The organism is Bacillus sp. CFBP9009 (assembly GCF_036541465.1).
In the GTDB taxonomy this organism is placed as follows: Bacteria; Bacillota; Bacilli; order Bacillales; family DSM-1321; genus Peribacillus.
The window spans coordinates 397,495-418,411 of sequence record NZ_JAZHFU010000003.1 but is presented as its reverse complement, the minus strand read 5'-3'; the positions used below and the strand labels follow the sequence as shown (position 1 = coordinate 418,411).

Below are 20,917 nucleotides of genomic sequence, written 5' to 3'. Positions count from 1 at the left end.
TTTCTTACCTTTCATTACTTTGCATGTGAACCCCCATCGACAATCAAGATATTTCCAGTCACAAAATCAGATGCCTTCGAGGCAAGGAAAACCGCTGCCCCTTTTAAATCATCATCACTCCCTAATCTTTTTAGCGGCGTGGAATCCAAGATAGGATTCTTCCCTTGCTCAAGAACCCCTTTCGTCATTTTTGTCGGAAAGAATCCAGGTGCGATTGCATTTACATTGATATTATGCTGACCCCATTTAACAGCTAAATCCTTTGTTAAAGTAATGACCGCCCCTTTACTCGTATTATATCCGACCGTATCGAGCACCCTAGGGTCGGTCCCCCCTAATCCGGCGACGGAAGCGATGTTTATGATTTTCCCATGTCCCTGCTCAATCATGACCCTGCCTGCTGTCTGGCTCATGATAAAGGTTCCGGTTACATTGACATTCATCACCTTCTGCCACGCTTCAAGGGGCATGTCGACGGCCGGTGCCCCCCAGGATGCCCCGCTATTGTTTACTAAAATGTCGATGGCACCGAATTCACGGTAAGTTTCGTTAACAACCTCCTGTACATCTGACGGATTGGTGATATCACACTTGAAGGAAAGCGCCTTGACTCCAAGCTTTTCGATTTGCGAAGCAACTTCGTCGCATGCCTCCTTCTTCCTTGAACAAAGAACGACATTTGCCCCAGCTTCGGCAAAGCCGGTCGCTATTTGTGCTCCCAATCCTCTCCCTCCGCCGGTTATGATCGCCGTCTTTCCAGTTAGATCGAATAAGTCGGTAACTTTCATATTTTCACCTCATGCTTTTGTTGGTATTTTCGAAGTTCTATTTTAGCAACTTGTGAGCGGTGAACTTCATCGGGACCATCAGCAAGCCTTAATGTCCGTGCATTTGCCCAATGTGCAGCAAAAGGGAAATCATCGGAAATCCCTGCAGCTCCAAAGCCTTGGATGGCCCTGTCCAGCACTTTCAATGCCATATTTGGTGCCACCACTTTTATCATGGCAATCTCCGCCTTCGCTTCCTTGTTCCCGACAGTATCCATCATATAAGCGGCTTTTAGGGTCAGAAGTCTTGCTTGTTCGATTTCAATCCGTGAATCGGCAACCCACTCCATGATCACACCTTGTCTCGCCAATGTTTTACCAAAAGCGACACGATTTTGAATACGCTTACATAATTCTTCAAGTGCTCTTTCAGCAGCGCCGATCAGCCTCATGCAATGATGTATCCTCCCGGGTCCGAGTCGTCCTTGGGCAATTGCAAATCCTTTACCTTCCCCCCATAGAATATTCGTTGCCGGGACCCTCACATTTTCAAAAGTGATTTCAGCATGGCCATGCGGGGCATGATCATAGCCAAACACAGGGAGCATTCTCTCGATTTTGACACCCGGTGTATCCAGCGGTACAAGAATCATTGACTGTTGTTCATGCTTGGACGCCTCAGGATCTGTCTTACCCATGACGATGGCAATCTTGCATCGAGGATCGCCTGCTCCTGAAGACCACCATTTTCGGCCGTTTATGACATACTCATTACCCGTCTTTTCTATCCTGCATTCGATATTGGTCGCATCGGAAGACGCCACTTCCGGTTCCGTCATCGAGAAGCATGAGCGGATTTCCCCAGCAAGCAAGGGCTTCAGCCAGCGTTCTTTATGTTCATCTGAGCCGTATCTCACCAACACTTCCATATTACCAGTGTCCGGCGCATTACAGTTGAAGATTTCAGGTCCTATCGTCGACCTACCCATGATTTCACAAAGCGGGGCATATTCTAGATTTGTTAAACCCGCACCATAATCGCTATCAGGTAAAAATAAATTCCATAATCCTTCTTCCTTTGCCTTTGCCGTCAATTCAGATAATATCGGGGGTATTTCACTCCAGCGGCTCTTCTGTGCTTCGAGCTGCTTTTTGTATATTGATTCATTTGGGTATACATGCTTTTCCATGAATTCCGTTAACTTCTTTTCCAAGTTTTTCACCTTTTGAGTATGTTCAAAGTTCAAATTGATTCCTCCTTTTAAACTTACTAACCGGTTAGTATGTTATTACTTTTAAAGTATATACATAACATTCAGATTTTTTCAACAATTAAATCATTTATTTTCTTATCATTCAAAGCCCTGTACCTGGACCTTTTCGTTCCCACTATATTCCTTTTGTTGGACGGTGGGAAATATACAAACGATTTTCGTACCTTTTTTTAGTTCACTTGTGATGTATACTTTTCCGCCATGATTTTCGATGATTCTAAAACAAACGGAAAGACCCAATCCCGTTCCTGATGTTTTTGTAGTAAAAAATGGTTCTCCTACTTTTTGCAGGGAGTTTTCCGGAATACCCTCCCCTTCGTCCAAAATGCTCAAAACAACTTCCCCATTTTCCCCATTTATGCTCACAAAAATATTTCCACCATTCGGCATCGATTCTATGGAATTTTTTATCATGTTTATTAGTACTTGCTTGATTTGGTTTTCATCAAAGTACATAAAAATAGGTTCCGAATCATAATTTTTATGAATTTGAATATTGTTCAGTACGGCGTTTGTCTCCAATAGCGTCACGACATGGTTGCAGCTTTCCTTTAGATCCTTCTCAAGAAAAACCGCCTCAGCAGGTTTCGATAGCAGCAAGAGTTCATTCAGCACTTGCTCAATTCGATTTATTTCCGAAAAAATAATATCATAGTACTCCTGCTTTTCGGCACCGCCATCTTTAATCAACTTCACGAATCCCATTATCGCTGTCATCGGGTTCCTGACCTCATGTGCAATCCCTGCGGCAAGTTGGGCAGCCGTTGATAATTTGCTTGATGTGATTGCCAAATGTTCGTTTAGGCTCACAAGCTTTTCCTCCGCATGTTTACGTTCATTGATTTCCGATAATATGCCCGCCGTCCCGATGAATTTCCCAGCGTCATCATAAATTAGTTTAACGAATGCTTCAACCCAACTTGTTCCCTTTTTCGCATTTAGTTTGATGTCCGCACGAAAATATTTATTCCCTCGATGAAAGGTGTCCGCAAAGGCCTTTAATACGTCTTGATAAGAATTGTTATCCATATGTTTAGAAAAGTGAAGCCCTAGGGATTCATTTACGGTTGCACCACTCATCGATTTCCATGCCGGGTTTAAGTACAGCCAATTTCCTTTATCATCCGTTTGGAAAATAACCTCATTGAAGCTATTGACCAGTTCTTTGGAGTAATTGGAGATAATGCGATAACGCCCTTCGCTATCCTGCAATAAAGCAATCGTTTTACGTTTATGATCAAAGATGGCACCCAAACACCAGGCTATGGTTAAAATTACGATTAAATATATTCCTTCAAAGGCGGAAAACCTGCGTTCTTCATGACCCAGCCACCCTATATAGGGCAGTATCAATATGAAGAAAAGGGCAGGGACAAAGATTCTTCCTGTATATTTCTTCACTTCTTCCACCTCCTTACCAAAATGATTTATATTTCATCCGATCGAATTCCAAGTAAGGGGTCAAATCAGCATATCTTTTAAATAGAAATGGCGGAAAACTCACTTATAGGTAAATTTCAACATTTTATCTAAGATTCCTGCAAACAACACAAAAAACCTTTCCACCGATGGAAAGGTCACTGTTAAACTTAAATCATTTACCCAATGATGACGCGTTCTTTTGGATAATGGAAATTTTCCGTAACTTCTTTATGGCCTATGATATACAGGAGGGAGGTTATCCCGACACGGCCAATGAACATAATGATCATAATGACAATTTTACCGGTATTGCTGAGGTCAGGCGTGATTCCCATCGAAAGGCCGACTGAACCGAAAGCCGAACATACCTCAAAAATGATTTGCATCAAAGTAAAATTTTCGGTAATTGATAAAATGAAGACCGCCATTATGCAAAGGAGGGACCCCATGATCATAACTGCTGTCGCTTTTCGGATATCATCGGGATGAATCTCCCGTTTGAACACTTTAATGGAACGCCTTCCTCTCATGAAATTCCATAAAAATAAAATCATGATGGCCAGTGTAGTTGTCCGGATTCCTCCCCCGACTGAACTTGGGGATGCTCCAATGAACATCAAAATGCTCATCAATAAAAGGGTCGGTTCCGAAAAGTCACTCACATTCATGGTTGTTAACCCGCCGCTTCGCGTATTGGAGGACATAAATAAAGAGTAGAAGAACGATTCATGCCAGCTCTTATTTTTAAAGAATCCATTTATTTCCAGAAGATAAATCAAGATCGTTCCACCAATGATAAGGGAAAAGAAAGTTACTGAGGTCAGCTTCGTGAACAAAGAAAAATGAAACTTATAAGTACGGGCCCTATTGGACAAAAACTCTTTCAGCTCAATCAAGACAGGAAACCCAATGGCGCCAAGGGTAAGCAGGATAATCGTTATGAACTGTACAAAATAATCGTCTTTAAATGGAATCATCGATATACCGGTAATATCAAAACCAGCATTCGTAGTGGCACTTACGGCTAAAAATAAGCCATTTAAAAAGGCCTCTTTCCAGTCTGGAAAATAATTCAGAAAGTAAATGCCTAAAACGAGAGCTCCAATCATTTCAATTACGACAAATATCTGAATGATTTGGATCAATAATTTAACAAGGCCCGATAGGTTCGATTGGTTTTGATCAGTCATGATCAATTGCCTTTCCTTCAAACCGATTTTCTTGCCCACTATAAGCCAGAAAAAAGTTCCGAGTGTCATGATGCCAATACCGCCAAATTGGAGAACGAACATTAGAATGAAATAGCCTACCTCATTATACACTTCGGGCAAACTAACAACTGTCAGACCTGTCACACTAACTGCACTTACGGCTGTGAATAAAGCATCCATGAATTTAAATTCCACGCCTGGCTTCAGAGCAACCGGCAAACTCAACAGTACGGTCGAGATAGTTACGGCCAAAAAATAATAACCGACAATAAGCTGAGCTGGTGTTAACTTTGATAATATTTTTTTGATAGCAAACATAAAGAGTTTCCTTTCTTACTCCTATATAGTTATGTGAATCACATAACCATTAAAAATCTAGTTTACCCTTTTTTCATTCTTTTTTCCATTCTCTTTTAAAACTGACTTACTTACAACAAAAAGGCAGGTTTACCAATAAGTTTGATGCTGCTCATATAAGTAAAACTCGACATTCTACTTATACTATCATTACAGCGGCAAAAGCCGTTGAAAAAGTAAAGGGGAGATTCAAAAATGGCAAACAGCAGCAACAATCTTCTTGTTCCTGGAATCGAACAAGCATTAGAACAAATCAAATATGAAATTGCATCTGAATTCGGTGTACAATTAGGTTCCGATACTTCAGCACGTGCCAATGGGTCAGTTGGCGGAGAAATCACGAAACGTCTTGTACAACAAGCACAATCTCAACTTAAAGGTCAATAATTCCTAACACAATTAAATATCCATGGCTAAGAGTCCAGCAGCATGCTGGACTCTTTTTAATCATTATGTCCATTTCCGTTTCCATTATTGCCTTTACCCCTTTTCGACTTATCCCAATCTTGCTTATCTTGTTTATTTTGCTTATCCTGTTTTGCTTGCTTATCCCGTTTAGCCTGCTTCACTTGGTTAGCTTGTTTATTTTTATTTTCGTGCTCTATATGATCATTATTATTATTTTCTTTGGCTGATGAACCTTTTTTTACATCAAACTTTTTATCATTTTTCTGCTTGTTCTTTGATTGGTTGCTGTTGTCGCTATCGGATTTTCCTTTTGACTCGTTGCTTTTTTCCTTGTATCCATTTATTGCATTCCGTTTTCCAATTGTATCTTCCCGTTCAGTTTGTTCCTTAATTTTGGTAACTTCCATACCCGCGTTTTTCCGTTCAGTCGGTTTGGTTTCATTGGCCGGCTTTTGCTTTATTTCAATTTCATTATTCTCTTTTTTCTTTTCTCCATCCGATTTGTTTTCCGTACTCATCGGAATAACAACCTTTTCCTCGACTTTTTTATCTGGTGCTGGAGCAGGCTCCCTCTTATTGACTTTTACCTTATCTTTATCTTCATTCAACTTCTTTTCGAGATACTTACCAGTGGATATGCCTTGTTCCCTTGCTTGCTTCCGATCGCTTTTTGTTGCCTGGATCACTTTCATTTTTGTGTTAGAAACATTATCCTGCTCAGAAATTTCTTTTATCTCTTCTTTTAAATTCTTATCCAGTTCTTTATCTTTTTCCAATAACGTTGTGGAAACCACAATTTGTTTATTTCCTTTCAAATAACCAAGTTGCTTCGTCGTTTCAACGATCCGGTTTGTAACAGTCTTTATATCCTTGCCTTTCCAGTCCTTCAGCTGACCAATCACTAGCTTGCCGTCTTCATTTAAACCGGTAAGTTTGAGAACTTCTAAATCATCGTCAAGCTCCAATTCAATGCTTGGATTCACATCTATCGTCATATAAGCCGACACAGGACCGGAGAAATAAGAAGGAAGAATCGAAAACAGAATCAAGAAGGTGGAGGCAATGCTTAGCACGGCCGTTTTTTTGAAAGATGAATGAAAATTGGAAAAGGCTAAAGTGAACTTTTGTTTAGGAGGTGAAAAAGTGATTTCCTCACCCACTTCATATACCCGTTCCTGCCTTTTGGTTTTCAGAAATTCACCCTCGGGGGTCAATAGGGTTACAAATCGCTTATTAACTGAAAGAATAACTCCTTTTTTCATCCATCGATAGCCCCTTTTATATAATCATTCAAATACAAAAAATCTCCGTTTATTATGATTGCCACAGCAATGATGTACTTTCTGTTCCGTTCAATCGTTTTTCTGCTTACTTCCACTTTTCCCTCAAGCTGTTTTACGGGCAGCCGCTTTTTTGCAAACAGGATTTCTTTCAGTTCGTCATCTTCCATTAACAATTTAGCGATCATAATAGCTCCCTTCCTGGCATCTGCATGTTTGGGAGAGTTTTCAACTAAATCCTCAAATGACAGACCAAAATCCTCTAGATGGCTTATATAAAGCAGAATTTCTTCTTTTCTTCTTTCCGATTCCTTCTGCTTCTCGTATTCATTGATGGAATTTTCATTATCGAAATATATATGGTTTTGTTCATTATCATCATTCAGTGATAAATCCAATAGGACTTCTTTTTGTTTGGACTGGCTTCTTATATAATCTATAACCCTTCGTTTAACGAGGGTTTCGGCAAATGCCAATAAAGAACGGCCTTTTTCCGGGGAATATTTATCGATTGCCTCGTTAAAAGCAATCAGTCCAATACTGAATTCATCATCTGATTCGTATATGTAACGTTTGCAAACCGATGACACTGTTTTCGCAATAAAAGGTTTAAATGACTCTATGGTATCATTACGAAGGCTAATATCGCCTTGTTGAATTTTCAATACGGTTTCTTCTAAAGAACGCTTTTTTTTGAATGCTGTTAACAACAATCCAAGCATTTGCTCACCTCGCTCCTGTTGAACATAAAATACGCATCAACATACTTATCTTAAGCGGAGGGAGTCTAAAAGACAGTACCAAAAGAACTATTTTTACATTAAAAATGAAATCACATAATATATCAACATGATAAAATACTTAGTTTTTTCTCGTTTATTACAGTGCAATTACAGTAAGTTATCTTTTTCCTGATTTTTGTCCAATACTATGGGACAATTGTCATTTTTATAACCGGAATTTAATATTCACATCTTTTAACATATCATTCGTAAACATCCCTGCGCTTTTGAGGGTCATCTCCATAAATACATGAAAAAACAAAAAAAATAGGCGTGACCAGCACGCCTGTTTTTTTTAAGCTTCCTGTATTTTTTTCTCTTCTTTTTCTTTTTTTTCTTTCTTGCTTGAAATGATCCATGCACCTGCTGCAATTCCAATCAATACGGTCCAGAAAATCGATTTCCAAAGAGTTGATTCAGGGAAATGATGATCGATGACAGCCAGTGAAGGGTGTGCGAGTGTGTGTACCGCCAACTTCACTCCTACCCAACCGACTATCAAAAATGCAGCCATTTCTAGGGAAGGACGCTGATGAAGCAACTTCACGAACGCATTTGCTGCAAATCGCATAATGATCAATCCAATCATGCCGCCGAGGAACATGACAGCGAATTGCCCTCCGTCAATACCGCCGACTTTCATCCAGCCTGTTGCAGGAAGTGTAACAGCCAGTGCGACGGCAGCCAACATCGAATCGATTGCGAAAGCTATATCAGCCGCTTCAACCTTTACCACGGTCATCCAAAAGCCGGATTGCTTTTTAGGTTTCGTGATTTCCTTCTCACCTTTACCAGCGTATTTTTTGTAAATGTGCTGAAAAGCAATGAAAAGTAAGTAAATCGCACCGATTGCTTGAACTTGCCACACCTCGACAAGAAAGGAAATAAGGAATAAACTTGCAAAGCGGAAAACAAAAGCTCCCATCAAACCATAAAACAAGGCTTTACGCTGTTGTTCTTTTGGCAAATGCTTAACCATGACAGCCATGACGACTGCATTATCCGCAGCAAGTATCCCTTCTAATCCAACCAAGATAAGAAGGACCCAGCCATATTCCAATAATATTGATGCTTCCATCCATTCAACCTCCAATAGTTAGTATTCCCTTCCTACTGGCATTGGCAAAATAAAAAGACCTCTGCCATATAGGCAAAGGTCTTGCTGAACATGAAATCATGTCAACAAAGCCGATGAATGTTTAACATTCACGTAATGACGACTTTGTTTTAGGGCGAACCCTAACGCTACTCCCCTTTGAAAAGGAAAATCAGTTATTAAGTATATTAATAGTATACGCGCTCGTTATGAAAATAACAATCTTTTTTATAAATGGATCTCATTTTCTGTTCCCTTTGGATAATTTAATCAATCGCAAATATTCTTTGCCGAAACGAATCCAGTTCGGTTTGGCAGAAAAGTAGTTCTGAAACAGCGATAAGAAACTCGTGTATTTTCCTTCATATGGATACCATTGTATTTCTGTATTGTTTTTACCTTTTTCGATCATGATCGCTTTTTCATGGCAGAAAATCTTTAACCCATGCTCGCCATGATAGCGGCCAACCCCGCTTTGTTTGGCACCGCCAAATGGTAAATGATGATTAGCAACCGTTATCAGCACATCATTGATCGTCACCGCTCCTGTTACTAACCGAGACGCAATTTTGCTTGCTTTTTCCCTATCCAGCGTCCAAACGCTGGAATTGAGTCCATATTCACTTTCATTTGCCAGGGCGATCACTTCTTCCTCCGTATCAAAAGGCACAACAGGCAAAACTGGTCCGAACGTTTCTTCTTTCATGATTTTCATGGAATGATCGACATTGGACAGAATCGTCGGCGGAATGAAATGGGTCTTTCCCGTTTTCCACTCTTTCGGAGGTATTCCGGCTTCAAGTACGGCCCCCTTATTCAGTGCATCCTCCAGTTGTCCAGCCACAATTTCAACTTGTGCCGGGAAAGTCATTGAACCGATATCATCCTGCGATTGCACCCCCTGCCTCATGGACTTCGTTTTTTCTTTAAGAAGCATGAGGAATTCCTTATAAACAGGACGTTCCACATAAACCCTTTCAACACTCATGCACACCTGCCCGCTGTTTGTGAAAGCCCCCCAAAGAGCCCCGTTCACAGCCCGTTCCAGGTTAGCATCACGCAGAACGATCATCGGATCCTTCCCGCCAAGCTCCAGAGTCGTTGGGATCAGTTGTCTTGCTGCGACCTCACCAATCATTTTCCCAGTCCTTACAGATCCGGTAAAAAATATATAATCTGGCTTTTGCTCAGTTAATGCCGCACCCAATTCTTTCCCTCCATGGGCAAACTGTATAGTTCCGTCCGGAAAACCAGCTTCAAGAAACAGCTTTTCGATGCACACCCCAACTAAAGGAGTTACCTCTGAGGGCTTGGCGATGATTGTATTTCCCGCTGCTAGAGCATTAAGAATGGGTACCATGGAAAGCTGCAGCGGATAATTCCATGGTGAAATGACGAGAATCGTTCCACGGGGCATATAATGGATATAAGATTTTTTTCCAATTAACATGAGCGGAGTGGTGACCTTCCGTCCGGACAGAGATTTCACTGCATGTTTCTCGATATGCTTGATTGCATCAATCGTTGGCATGATATCAGCAACCAGCGCTTCAATTTTCACTTTTCCCGTATCTTTTGAAATGACTTCAGCTATTTCATCCATTTTTTCAACCATCAATAAACGAAGCCGTTTTAAATAGTGCAGCCGTTCCTTGATGGGAAGATTCGACCATGCTTGGAACGCATGTCTTGATTTCTTATATATATGAGGAATCGACTTCAATGGCGTTGGGATGATTTCCGCAATCTTCTCACCTGTTGCCGGAGAAAACACTTCCAGCTTGTCATGTATTTCTTCCATAACTACTCCCCTTGCTTTACCTTATTTTTATTGGTACTTCCTATCATTTTTATGCTTTTAATTAAGATCGACCAAGGATGCACACCTTCCCTAATTCACTAAACGTACGAGATTTTTCGCGTCAACCCTCTTTATATCATGCCAGAGACGCAGCAGCCTGTATAATATAATCGATTGGAACCAAGTTCACAACCGGTTCCCTCTCTTCATTAAATCCCTGCCCGATCCGTGCCACATAACCGGTGCTAAAATAAGTATACCTCTTAAGATGAGTTACTCTAACAAATTCGTTTACAGTATCCACTGCTCACATCAAGTTTTGCCACAAATAACCTTAAATAGTAATCTTCCAGACATAACAGCACCGCCAAATGGAATATATAGTAAAAATTTTCCCGTTATTAAAAGGAGTATTCACGTTTGCTATCGAAGGTAATAGGAATCCGAATTAGGCTATAAGCAAAAAGGAAATCCGGCAGACAAGTTTCTCGGTTTTAGTGTTTAATATTGGTTTATCGAGGATAAATTCATATTATCGAATAAAAATTATTATCTATATAAACGATTTTCCGTTACTATATAAGAAGGCGATTTTTTCGCGCATACATATTTGAGGTGAGCGCACAAGTGAAAAGAATAATTAAAGCATACGACTTCCCTATTTTCATCGCTGTCGTATTACTCTGTTTGTTTGGTTTAGTCATGATTTACAGTTCGAGCATGATTACTGCTGTTGCTCGATACGGCATGCCCATGGATTTCTTCTTTGAGAAACAAAAAACGGCCTTTCTCATTTCATTCGTGGCAATGATCGTCACGATGATTCTTCCTTATAAGATGTACAAAAACAAAATGTTCTTGATGTCTATGATGTTTGGAATGGCCGGTATCCTTTTGCTGCTCTTTATCTTCGGCCATACAGCAGGAAATGCCACAAGCTGGTTCAAATTAGGGACAAAATCGATCCAACCCGCTGAATTTTCCAAGTTAGCCATAATCATTTATCTGGCAGCCATTTACGGAAAAAGGCAGGATCGAATCAATAGTATTGATAAAGCCGTCATCCCGCCGATTTTCTTTCTGGTATTCATCTGCTTTTTAATCGGAATACAACCTGACTATGGAACGGCAGCGGTCATTTTCCTGATTTCAAGTACCATGATCATTTCATCCGGGATGTCCTTTAAGAGTATATTCAAACTCTCTTTGATTACTGCGATATTCGTTGCCATTTTTGCATTAGGGGTACTCGTGACAGGAAATTTCTCAGCCGTTCTTTCTGAAAATAAGATGTCTCGTTTTACGGGGTTTGCAGACCCTTTCGGAAAGGCAGGAGAAAGCGGGTATCAACTCGTGAATTCCTTATTCGCAATAGGATCCGGCGGCCTTACTGGAGTGGGACTTGGTGACAGTGTACAAAAATACGGGTACCTGCCTGAATCACATACTGATTTCATCATGTCTGTCATTGCAGAAGAGCTCGGGATATTCGGAGTGGGGTTCGTTCTATTAACACTAGGTTTTATCGTTTTAAGGGGATTTGTACTTTCAGCAAAATGCAAGGATCCTTTTGGAAGCCTTTTATTGATCGGCATCTCATCCATGATCGGCATTCAAGTCGGCATCAATGTTGGCGGAGTGACTGGACTTATCCCTATTACAGGGATCACCCTTCCATTCATCAGTTATGGAGGATCTTCCTTACTGCTGCTCATGCTTTCAATGGGCATATTCCAAAATGTCGTTATGCGAATGAACTTGCTTGAACAGAAAGAAAAGGTCGTGTCCATCCCAAAAGATGAGATTGCGTCTTCAAAATAATCGATCAATTACCCCCTGACATTTCTGTTCATGTCAGGGGGTTCCCTTCTCTGTAAGGTTATGAAAGTTCCCATAAAAAAACAGGCAGTCAAAACCGACCGCCTGTTTTTTTCATTTATAATGGATACCGATTTTCGTAAAGCCAGAAATCAGACTGAGCAAAGGACAAAGCAGGCAGAAGAATGCAAATGGGGCATATTCAAGGGTTGAAACACCCAATACCTGTGTCAGGAATACACCGCAGACACCCCAAGGAACCAGAGGATTCACAACTGTTCCCGCATCTTCAAGTACCCTCGCAAGCGTTTTGGGCTGCAAGCCTAAATCTTCATATTTCTGCTGAAAGGCTTTCCCAGGCAGTATAACTGACAAATACTGTTCACCCACCAGGAAATTCACACTGATTCCTGCAAATACAGTAGCGGAAATCACTTTCGCTACACTCGTCAATGAATCCTGGATCGCTTTTAAAATAGAAGGGATGACTCCCAATTCGAACAATAGTCCGCCCATGGCCAATGCCAACAACACCATCGAAACGGAGAACATCATACTTTCAATGCCGCCCCGCGATAAGATTGAGTCAAGTTGATCCATTCCACTCTTGAGTACAAATCCGCCGTATAAAATATCTGCTAGTTTTGCAACCGTCAAATTAGGCGTTTGAATGAAAGCGATGATGGCTGCCGAAATGATTCCTGCCGACAATGTCGGAATGGCTGACACCTTTTTCAAAGCCATGATTAGAACGATGACAAACGGAATCAAACTCCATATGCTTATATTCGTTTCCATTTCCAGGGCTTTGGTCATGGCTTCGATTTCCTCAACACGAGCAACTTTGACATTCGGTGAAAGGAAGTAAAAGATGATAAGCGATATTAAAAAACCTGGAATGGTAGTCCAAAGCATATTATTAATATGTTCAAATAATGGTGCTCCAACCGTACCCGATGCAAGGTTGGTAGAGTCGGATAATGGAGACATTTTATCCCCAAGAAATGCACCGGAAATGATTGCACCGGCTGTAATCGCCAACGATAAATCCATCGCCGTCGCCATACCTATTAAAGCAACGCCGATTGTGGCTGATGTTGTAAGTGAACTCCCGATACAGAGCCCAATTAGCGAACACACCAGAAATGTAATCGCATAGAAATATTCACCAGAAATCCAGTCAAACCCATAGTACATGATGGTAGGGATCGTCCCGCTTGCCATCCAGATGGAAATCAGCATTCCAATGAAAAAGAATATATAAATGGCTCCCATACCAGTACCTGCACCTTTGACTATAGCCGCCTCCATAATTGAAAATGGCAGCTTCTTGATCTTCCCATAAACAAATAAGAAAAGGATTGCCGCTATTATTGGAATATGGGGGGCAAGTCCATAATGTATGATTCCAGTTGCAATGATTAAGAATAGAATGGCCAAAACCCCAATTGCTTCAAGTAAGGAGAGTTTTAGCTTTGCATCTTCAAGACGCATGATGTATTTCCCCGCTTTCAATGTTGTATATTCTCTGGTGTAAGGCTAGGACCTTTCCACTCCTCACAATTACTGAAACGCTTTTAAGCACTAAAGTACTAGCTAAATATATAGGAGTTTCAGAAGATTGTCAAAGGAATATTTTAGTATAATTCGATTTTATCAGTGATGCTTCTCTTCACTGATACAACGCAAACCATTACCAAGCTCCTTCCGATAGATATATGTTCAATTCATTCCATCATAATGACTTTTATGTGATTCGATAATTATTTGGGCTAATTGCAATGCCTTGGTTGTCTCATTGATCTTTACTAAATAATGAAACAGTTTTTTCTCATAATGATCGATCAGGACTATGTAGCCTGTTTTCCTGAAAAAGGGCAGAGCTTCTTCTTTGATTGAATAAATTACCCCACATTCCCATGAGAAAAGTCTGCTGAGGCCATTATGAGGCTCACGGCACTATTCATTCCCTGTATATAAGGTCACCCGTAATGTAAGCGATAGTTATAGTAACATTAAATCATGGTTAAAAAATCTCCAGATAAAGAAAAAAGCCCGTGTTATATACACGGGCTTCTTCATTATTTCAAATCCATTGGATTATATAATTCCACATCAGGATTTTTATCTTGGAACCAACGAAGAGCAAACTCATTTTCAAATAAGAATGCATATTTATCAAACCGGTCTTTAACAAGGATGCTTCTTGAGCTATGAAGATTTTCATCAAGCTTTTCATCTTCAGCCCAGCGTGTAATCTTGCTGCCCATGCGCTCCATCACGACTTCAACATTGTACTCGTTCCTCATTCGATGCTCGAATACTTCGAATTGAAGTTGCCCAACCGCACCAAGCAGATATTCTTCCATCCGAACCGTTTTGAAGAGCTGAATTGCCCCTTCTTGTACAAGCTGGTTAATTCCTTTATGGAAATGTTTCTGTTTCATGACGTTTTTTGCTGTTACCCTCATGAATAGTTCCGGTGTAAACTGAGGCAGCCTTTCAAACTGAAACATGTCTTTGCTTGTTGTAATCGTATCGCCAATTTGGTAGTTACCGGTATCATATAAACCGATGATATCTCCGCTTACCGCTTCATTTACGGTGTTCCGATCATCAGCCATGAATTGAGTAGAAGAAGAAAGGTTGATTGGTTTTCCTGTCCTGCTCAGGTTGACGCTCATCCCACGTTCGAATTTACCGGAGCAAATGCGAAGGAAAGCGATCCGGTCACGGTGTTTTGGGTTCATATTCGCCTGGATCTTGAAAATGAAACCAGAAAAATCATTACTGACAGGGTCCATTTCACCTGACGTTGTCATCCGCGCTTGTGGAGCTGGTGCAAATTTCAGATAAGCATCCAAAAACGTCTGAACACCGAACGTCGTTAAAGCACTCCCGAAAAATACGGGACTAAGTTTTCCATTCGCAATGTTTTCTTCAGAGAATTGGTTACCTGCTTCCGTCAACAGCATGATTTCTTCCAAAGTTTGCTCATATAACTGGGAATCCTTAAGTTTATGATCCACTTCGAGTTCACCATCTTCATTCAACGGAAGGAAACGCTCTTCCCCTTCCGTTTTGAACTGTTCAATCCGATTATTGAACCTGTCGTAAATGCCCACGAAGTCTTTTCCCATCCCAATCGGCCAATTCATTGGATATGTTTCTATACCTAATACCTCTTCGAGTTCGGCAAGCAATTCTAGCGGCGTTTTACCTTGTCGGTCCATTTTATTGATAAAAGTGAAAATCGGGATACCCCTCATCCGGCATACTTTGAATAATTTAACCGTTTGATCCTCGATACCTTTTGCCGAGTCGATGATCATCACGGCGCTATCAACAGCCATCAGTGTACGATATGTGTCTTCACTGAAATCTTGGTGGCCTGGTGTATCGAGAATATTGACACGGAAATCATCATAATCGAATTGCATGACTGAAGAGGTAACGGAAATTCCCCGTTGCTTTTCAATCTCCATCCAGTCACTTGTTGCATACTTCCCTGTTTTTCTAGCTTTAACTGTTCCGGCATCACGGATCGCGCCGCCAAACAGCAATAATTTTTCTGTCAAAGTCGTTTTCCCGGCATCCGGGTGAGAGATGATTGCGAAGGTCCGTCGGGATTGAACCTCTTCTTTTAAAGTAGTCATAAAATGTTCCTTTCATTAGTGGAGTCATCAATAAAAAAATTTATAGGGGGTTCATTTGAATTTTTTACATTGGAATGGCAACCTTTCTTTGTATGCGAAAATCCTGATCATACACAATATATGTAAGAAGAAATATATCATAAGGCTTAAACCTTTGCTACTCTGCATTCATTTCAATCAACCTTTCTATTTTAACACGATATGAAGGAAAGATGTAGAGGTGAATGAATCACCATAAGGGGTTTTGTTCAGATGGCAAAACAAAAGACGCTTAATCAGCGCCTCTTATCTTAATCCATATGGTTACCGTTCATTTATTCATGGTTTAACTTATTTACCTAGCAGGTTTAATCGCTTTTTGATTCCGTTTGTTCTTCCAGCGTTTTTTTACTTCCTTGAATATGATTGGAGCAGCAAAAATGAGGGCCCTTTTTAATAATTTCTTCATTTTTCATCAGTCCTTTCTTTCTTATCCTATACCCGATTATTTTCGTGAAAAACTTTAATGCCAAATTGTTTTCCTAATCTCCACTCTAAAGGCTTTTCCTATTGGCACCGTCATTTTCAATCCAGGAAACTCCTGTGCGACAATGACAATACCGTTATGCTTCCCCGTATAAAACCTGTCTAATATTATTTTCCCAAATAGGAATGTATAAATTAATTCCATTTGTTTTATCCTTTATAAAGGTGGGTATATACTAAAAAACTGGAAATTGCCCCTAAGGTTAGCGGGTTAATTTATCCTGTAGGCTTTCACATATTATCAAGCATCTTCGTATGATAATTTTAACTTGAATGAGGGTGCTGGATAATGTGTGAAATTGATTTTTCCATCACGGTAAAATCATCACCATTAATATTTTTTAACTTTTTAGGAGGATTCATCGAATGACAGTAACAGGTAAAGTGAAATGGTTCAATAGTGACAAAGGATTTGGATTTATCGAAGTACCAAACGAAGACGATGTTTTCGTACATTTTTCCGCCATTCAAGGAGAAGGTTTCAAGAGCCTTGATGAAGGTCAAGAGGTTGAATTTGAAATCGAAGAAGGAAACCGCGGACCTCAAGCTAAAAACGTCGTAAAACTCTAAAGCATAGACACACAAACATATTGATAGGCTTGCAAAAGGATGCCGCCCGGATTGGGCGGCATCCTTTTCCTTTATATGTACAAGCGGCATATTCACGTTATCTTTCATTAAAATGATCCAAAATGAAGCCGGGAACATGTTCGCCAGAAAAACTCTTGATGTCCACATCTCTGCTTTCTTTATAATAAAAGGCAGCTGAGTACTCCCCGCCCCAATCGATTTGGGCATTATCAATGGCCGTCTCGATTTCCGAAGCGGTCTTAATTTTCAAGCGGTTTGGCTGTTGTTCAATCTGCTGTGCGATTTCACTTTCAGAATACGAATGATAAACTTTCGAATCGGTCTTCGCAACCAGGATATAAGAGATATCATCAACCATTAACCGTGCTTTTTCCGATTGTCCGGTACTTTCCATCCATTTTGAAAACTGAGTATATGAAGAGTCCCAATTCATATAAATGGTTTTGTCATTATGCAAGAGAATGTCGATGGAGGCATAATCACCAAAAGAAGATGTCATTTGGTCGAACGATTGATTATTCAGATCCTCCGACAATGCCTTTACGGCTGCTTCCAGCTGTTGACCGTCCGTGATCGTTATTGATTTGTCTAATTGTCCGCTCGCCGTTATCTTGATTTTAGATACGTCTTCAGCAGAAACATTCAATAACTCATTAACCATTTTTTTATATTCATTCGACTCATAAATTTTCGCCAATAGCGGCTTGTATGAGTCGTAGTTTTGCAAATGATACTCCCTTGCTAACCGTTTTCCATTCTTGAGTTCATACATCAGGAATACGGATTGTCCATCATTCAATTCACCTATGGAAACCTTTTTACCCTTATCGATAATTTCCTGATGCAATAACCTGATCGCTTCTATATTTTCCTTCTCTTTAAGATAATTGGAAGCGTTATCCGATTTGTCACCATCTTCAAAAAATAAAGGAGAATTGCCAATATAAATTTGGCTAATCATCTTTTCATCAGGAATCTTGGCCTTATACTGAAGGGGATCTATTTTTATAATGAGTGCCAGCACAAGGATGGCCACTATAAATGCTGCATAACCTTTCAGGTTGACCCGTATTCGCCAAGTCTTTTGCAGGACCATTTCCCCTAAATAATATCCAAGCAAAGAACCGACGGTATATCCGAAGAAAATCCACCCAGGTTGTCCTGTCGTTTCGCTAAAATACAGCCCTGTAAACAGCATCATGCATAATGTCAGGCCGAATTTAAATAATGGCTTAATCTTCGGATAAACAAATGCCTGCGATACATGCTCCAGCTTTCTCCTCTCATAGAGAAAAAGAGAACTAATCAGAAAAAGTAAGGTTAATATACTATAAATTAAAGTATTAACAGAGAAAAAGTCCATTTTTTCCATCTCCGTTGCTGCTAATAAGGGGGAGATGCCATTCATATTGGAGCTTAGATAATAATCTGCAGAAAATCCTGCTATCAAAAACTTCACATTGGCTGCAAACAATACAAACAGCCCCACCGGCAAAGCAAGAAAAATATAGGTCAGCAGTCCTTGAAAGGCTGATAATCCCGTCACCATTCCAATTAAAACGGCAACAGAAAAGGTCAAAGCTTCCAAAATAAATGTAGTCCCCATCCAAGACCATATATCAGGCATGGTATATAGCGTTTCTATATCAATTGCCGAGTGGAATAATATCAAAATTAAACCTGTAAACAATATCGGCAAACCCAAGAAGCCAATTCCCGTCCCAATCATATGAATGTAGATGCTGCGTCTAGTAATCGGTAAGCTATGAATAAAGTCAGAGGCTTGTTTCATTTGTAAAAACCGAAAAAGGAAGATGGCAAGTAATACTGGAATAACGATGACCAAGACAAACTGTATCATCTGCTGACAGGAAAAAAGGTTTTCGAATTCCACATATTCATTGTTCTCATTCAATATAATCGCTAACATTTCCAAAGGCAGCGCAAATATGAGGCCGACGAGATACAGGAAGCCAATCCAGCCAGTGCTTCTGAAAATATAGATAATCAATTCTCTATTAAACAAGGTTATTCTGGATGACATAACCGATATCCCCCATTTCATAAATGAATATCTCCTCTAGAGTAAGGGGGAGAATATCTAATATTTCTGGCTGAAACTGATTAAAGTGCGATTTAATCATGGATTCTTTACCTTTAACGATGCAAACGATCACGCTGCCGCGTCTTTCCTTGTTTAGAATTTGAATTCCGCGGTATAAACCGTGGGGAATTTTATGTTTAAAGGCGATTTGCACTTTGTGTACATCCGCTTTTAAGTCATTCAAATCCTTTTGGATCACAAGCTCACCTCCATGCAAAATCCCTACATGATCGGCTAAATCTTCAATTTCCCGGAGATTATGGGACGATAGTAAAATCGTCATATCCCTTTCCGATACATCCTGAATCAACAACTGCCTCACATTTTTACGCATGACCGGATCTAACCCATCAAACGGTTCATCCAGGATGAGAACTTCCGGCATCGTCGAGAGTGCGAGCCAAAAAGCAACCTGTCTTTGCATACCCTTCGATAGTTTATGTATTTTATTTTTGACGGGTATCGGAAATATTTCCTGTAATTGATAGAAACGTTCCTGATTCCATTCACTATAAATATGGCTATAAAAACCTGCCATTTGCATGATCGTATAGTTAGCCAGGAAATAAGGCGTATCAGGAAGGAAGAAACAACGATTTTTCACTTCACGGTTTTCAAACACATATGATCGATCAATTAAAACTTCACCTGCATCCTGTATCAGATTGCCTGAAAGCATTTTTAATAAAGTCGTTTTCCCCGCCCCATTTGAACCTAATAACCCGAATATGGAGCCTTTTTGTATGACCAAGGTTACGTTTTTGATCGCTTCTTTTCCTTCATATAATTTACTCACCTGTTTTATTTCAATCATGAATCTCCCCCCTTTGCCAATGGACTAATTTCCTTTATCAATCTATAAATTTCATGTTTATCGATTCCGATATAAAGAGCTTCAGCAAGTACCCTTGAAAGCTCGTTTCTGATCTTTTCTTCTTTCAATGAATTTTTCAAGGATTTAGGAGGTGCCACGAAATTCCCTTTGCCTGGTAATGTATATATAAACCCGTCAGATTCAAGCTGCTTGTACGCTTTCTGGATCGTATTTGGATTGATGGTCAATTCCTGAGCCAATATTCGTATAGATGGGAGCTGATTATGTTCCTGTAAAACTTCATTGATCATTAGTTCCTTTAACTTATCCATCAATTGCTCATATATCGGCTTTCCATTTTGAACATCCAACTCAAACATCATAAACCCTCCTTGCAAATGGGTGTATTACATCTCCTAATACAGTACATTATAAAACAATATCTTCCAATTTAGAACCAATTTAAAACCATTTTCACACAATACTCTCCATAAACTCGCTTTCATTTTGTTTAACAAGACTTACAGGAGGGAACTAATGATAGTAAGAATAAACAAAGGAGTTGTTTTCATTGAAACCATTATATACAGCTACAGTTACCGTACAAGGCGGTCGTGAGGGACATGTTAAATCAGAGGACGGGATTCTGGACTTCGATGTGAGATCACCGAAGGAATTAGGAGGTTCCGGTGAGCGCGCCACAAACCCTGAACAGTTATTCGCAGCCGGTTACGCGGCTTGCTTTGACAGTGCCTTGAATCTTGTTCTGCAAAAAGAAAAGAAAAAAGTAGATACTTCCGTGACGGCAAATGTCACGATCGGTAAAGATGAGGAAGACGGCGGCTTTAAATTGGCTGTAAGATTGGATGTTTCTATTCCCGACCTAAGCAGGGAAGAGGCTGAAGACTTCGCCAAAAAAGCACATATGACCTGCCCCTATTCAAAAGCGACTCGCGGGAACGTCGATGTCACCTTGATTTTGGTATAAGATTATGCAAGGGAATGGATACG

General features: G+C 40.2%; 18 protein-coding genes. 4 read left to right on the top strand and 14 right to left on the bottom strand.

The features are described 5' to 3' along the window. Positions 1–14: 14 nt before the first annotated feature. From V3595_RS11355 to V3595_RS11340, 4 genes are all read right to left on the bottom strand, one after another. Positions 15–788: an SDR family oxidoreductase gene (locus V3595_RS11355; protein ID WP_402900717.1), complete on the bottom strand. Its 774-nt coding sequence runs from the start codon at positions 786–788 to the stop codon at positions 15–17. Beyond that, positions 785–2,014, bottom strand: a complete 1,230-nt coding sequence (locus V3595_RS11350; RefSeq protein WP_485907292.1) for an acyl-CoA dehydrogenase — start codon at positions 2,012–2,014, stop codon at positions 785–787. The genes V3595_RS11355 and V3595_RS11350 overlap by 4 nt, the downstream gene beginning before the upstream one ends. 105 nt (positions 2,015–2,119) lie before the next feature. Next, positions 2,120–3,442 (bottom strand): ATP-binding protein, encoded by a 1,323-nt coding sequence (locus tag V3595_RS11345; protein ID WP_485907290.1) that lies wholly within the window; start codon positions 3,440–3,442, stop codon positions 2,120–2,122. Positions 3,443–3,639: 197 nt separating this feature from the next. Continuing rightward, positions 3,640–4,992 carry a TrkH family potassium uptake protein gene (locus V3595_RS11340; protein WP_485907288.1) on the bottom strand — a complete coding sequence of 451 codons (1,353 nt, stop codon included), beginning with the start codon at positions 4,990–4,992 and terminating at the stop codon, positions 3,640–3,642. 234 nt (positions 4,993–5,226) lie between these two features. Here V3595_RS11340 and V3595_RS11335 point away from each other — a divergent pair, with 234 nt between their 5' ends. Beyond that, the gene (locus V3595_RS11335; RefSeq protein ID WP_034314196.1) at positions 5,227–5,418 is read left to right on the top strand and encodes an alpha/beta-type small acid-soluble spore protein; all 192 of its coding nucleotides are present in this window, start codon (positions 5,227–5,229) and stop codon (positions 5,416–5,418) included. Between the two features lie 56 nt (positions 5,419–5,474). Here V3595_RS11335 and V3595_RS11330 read toward each other — a convergent pair whose 3' ends face one another. The 4 genes from V3595_RS11330 to V3595_RS11315 all read right to left on the bottom strand — a co-directional run bounded on the left by V3595_RS11330 (position 5,475) and on the right by V3595_RS11315 (position 10,398). Beyond that, positions 5,475–6,701, bottom strand: coding sequence for an anti-sigma factor domain-containing protein (locus tag V3595_RS11330; RefSeq protein WP_485907286.1), 1,227 nt, complete (start codon positions 6,699–6,701; stop codon positions 5,475–5,477). Then, on the bottom strand, positions 6,698–7,441 hold the full coding sequence (gene sigI / locus V3595_RS11325; protein ID WP_485907284.1) for an RNA polymerase sigma factor SigI: 744 nt from the start codon (positions 7,439–7,441) through the stop codon (positions 6,698–6,700). Before sigI ends, V3595_RS11330 begins: the two co-directional genes overlap by 4 nt. Positions 7,442–7,796: 355 nt before the next feature. Continuing rightward, the gene (locus V3595_RS11320; RefSeq protein WP_485907283.1) at positions 7,797–8,579 is read right to left on the bottom strand and encodes a TerC family protein; all 783 of its coding nucleotides are present in this window, start codon (positions 8,577–8,579) and stop codon (positions 7,797–7,799) included. 259 nt (positions 8,580–8,838) lie between these two features. Beyond that, positions 8,839–10,398: an aldehyde dehydrogenase family protein gene (locus V3595_RS11315; protein WP_485907281.1), complete on the bottom strand. Its 1,560-nt coding sequence runs from the start codon at positions 10,396–10,398 to the stop codon at positions 8,839–8,841. A gap of 627 nt (positions 10,399–11,025) precedes the next feature. Here V3595_RS11315 and V3595_RS11310 point away from each other — a divergent pair. Next, positions 11,026–12,219 carry an FtsW/RodA/SpoVE family cell cycle protein gene (locus tag V3595_RS11310; protein ID WP_485907279.1) on the top strand — a complete coding sequence of 398 codons (1,194 nt, stop codon included), beginning with the start codon at positions 11,026–11,028 and terminating at the stop codon, positions 12,217–12,219. A gap of 111 nt (positions 12,220–12,330) precedes the next feature. On the opposite strand, the gene nhaC is transcribed toward V3595_RS11310, so the two are convergent. From nhaC to V3595_RS11295, 3 genes are all read right to left on the bottom strand, one after another. After that, positions 12,331–13,710 carry a Na+/H+ antiporter NhaC gene (nhaC, locus tag V3595_RS11305; RefSeq protein ID WP_485907277.1) on the bottom strand — a complete coding sequence of 460 codons (1,380 nt, stop codon included), beginning with the start codon at positions 13,708–13,710 and terminating at the stop codon, positions 12,331–12,333. A gap of 587 nt (positions 13,711–14,297) precedes the next feature. After that, positions 14,298–15,872 carry a peptide chain release factor 3 gene (locus tag V3595_RS11300; protein ID WP_485907275.1) on the bottom strand — a complete coding sequence of 525 codons (1,575 nt, stop codon included), beginning with the start codon at positions 15,870–15,872 and terminating at the stop codon, positions 14,298–14,300. 502 nt (positions 15,873–16,374) lie between these two features. Then, positions 16,375–16,542: a hypothetical protein gene (locus V3595_RS11295; RefSeq protein ID WP_485907273.1), complete on the bottom strand. Its 168-nt coding sequence runs from the start codon at positions 16,540–16,542 to the stop codon at positions 16,375–16,377. A 221-nt stretch (positions 16,543–16,763) separates the two neighbouring features. Here V3595_RS11295 and V3595_RS11290 point away from each other — a divergent pair, with 221 nt between their 5' ends. After that, positions 16,764–16,967 (top strand): cold-shock protein, encoded by a 204-nt coding sequence (locus tag V3595_RS11290; protein WP_061462203.1) that lies wholly within the window; start codon positions 16,764–16,766, stop codon positions 16,965–16,967. Between the two features lie 97 nt (positions 16,968–17,064). Here V3595_RS11290 and V3595_RS11285 read toward each other — a convergent pair whose 3' ends face one another. The 3 genes from V3595_RS11285 to V3595_RS11275 are packed head-to-tail and all read right to left on the bottom strand — an operon-like array spanning position 17,065 to position 20,286. Then, on the bottom strand, positions 17,065–19,032 hold the full coding sequence (locus tag V3595_RS11285) for a DUF6449 domain-containing protein (protein ID WP_485907271.1): 1,968 nt from the start codon (positions 19,030–19,032) through the stop codon (positions 17,065–17,067). Then, a complete protein-coding gene (locus V3595_RS11280) occupies positions 19,007–19,906 on the bottom strand; it encodes an ABC transporter ATP-binding protein (protein ID WP_485907269.1) in 900 nt (299 codons plus the stop codon). Before V3595_RS11280 ends, V3595_RS11285 begins: the two co-directional genes overlap by 26 nt. Next, a complete protein-coding gene (locus tag V3595_RS11275; RefSeq protein ID WP_101224476.1) occupies positions 19,903–20,286 on the bottom strand; it encodes a GntR family transcriptional regulator in 384 nt (127 codons plus the stop codon). Before V3595_RS11275 ends, V3595_RS11280 begins: the two co-directional genes overlap by 4 nt. A 191-nt stretch (positions 20,287–20,477) precedes the next feature. Between V3595_RS11275 and V3595_RS11270 the strand changes: the two genes are divergently transcribed. Next, positions 20,478–20,894 (top strand): organic hydroperoxide resistance protein, encoded by a 417-nt coding sequence (locus V3595_RS11270; protein WP_137018930.1) that lies wholly within the window; start codon positions 20,478–20,480, stop codon positions 20,892–20,894. Positions 20,895–20,917: the final 23 nt, after the last annotated feature.

What these genes read in the sequence shown, in the direction of transcription:
- V3595_RS11335 (WP_034314196.1), top strand. Translation starts at nt 5,227, where the DNA reads ATGGCAAACAGCAGCAACAATCTTCTTGTTCCTGGAATCGAACAAGCA.
- V3595_RS11295 (WP_485907273.1), bottom strand. Translation starts at nt 16,542, where the DNA reads ATGGAATTAATTTATACATTCCTATTTGGGAAAATAATATTAGACAGG.
- nhaC (WP_485907277.1), bottom strand. Translation starts at nt 13,710, where the DNA reads ATGCGTCTTGAAGATGCAAAGCTAAAACTCTCCTTACTTGAAGCAATT.
- V3595_RS11280 (WP_485907269.1), bottom strand. Translation starts at nt 19,906, where the DNA reads ATGATTGAAATAAAACAGGTGAGTAAATTATATGAAGGAAAAGAAGCG.
- V3595_RS11330 (WP_485907286.1), bottom strand. Translation starts at nt 6,701, where the DNA reads ATGAAAAAAGGAGTTATTCTTTCAGTTAATAAGCGATTTGTAACCCTA.
- V3595_RS11315 (WP_485907281.1), bottom strand. Translation starts at nt 10,398, where the DNA reads ATGGAAGAAATACATGACAAGCTGGAAGTGTTTTCTCCGGCAACAGGT.
- V3595_RS11275 (WP_101224476.1), bottom strand. Translation starts at nt 20,286, where the DNA reads ATGTTTGAGTTGGATGTTCAAAATGGAAAGCCGATATATGAGCAATTG.
- V3595_RS11355 (WP_402900717.1), bottom strand. Translation starts at nt 788, where the DNA reads ATGAAAGTTACCGACTTATTCGATCTAACTGGAAAGACGGCGATCATA.
- V3595_RS11300 (WP_485907275.1), bottom strand. Translation starts at nt 15,872, where the DNA reads ATGACTACTTTAAAAGAAGAGGTTCAATCCCGACGGACCTTCGCAATC.
- V3595_RS11290 (WP_061462203.1), top strand. Translation starts at nt 16,764, where the DNA reads ATGACAGTAACAGGTAAAGTGAAATGGTTCAATAGTGACAAAGGATTT.
- V3595_RS11340 (WP_485907288.1), bottom strand. Translation starts at nt 4,992, where the DNA reads ATGTTTGCTATCAAAAAAATATTATCAAAGTTAACACCAGCTCAGCTT.
- V3595_RS11320 (WP_485907283.1), bottom strand. Translation starts at nt 8,579, where the DNA reads ATGGAAGCATCAATATTATTGGAATATGGCTGGGTCCTTCTTATCTTG.
- V3595_RS11285 (WP_485907271.1), bottom strand. Translation starts at nt 19,032, where the DNA reads ATGTCATCCAGAATAACCTTGTTTAATAGAGAATTGATTATCTATATT.
- sigI (WP_485907284.1), bottom strand. Translation starts at nt 7,441, where the DNA reads ATGCTTGGATTGTTGTTAACAGCATTCAAAAAAAAGCGTTCTTTAGAA.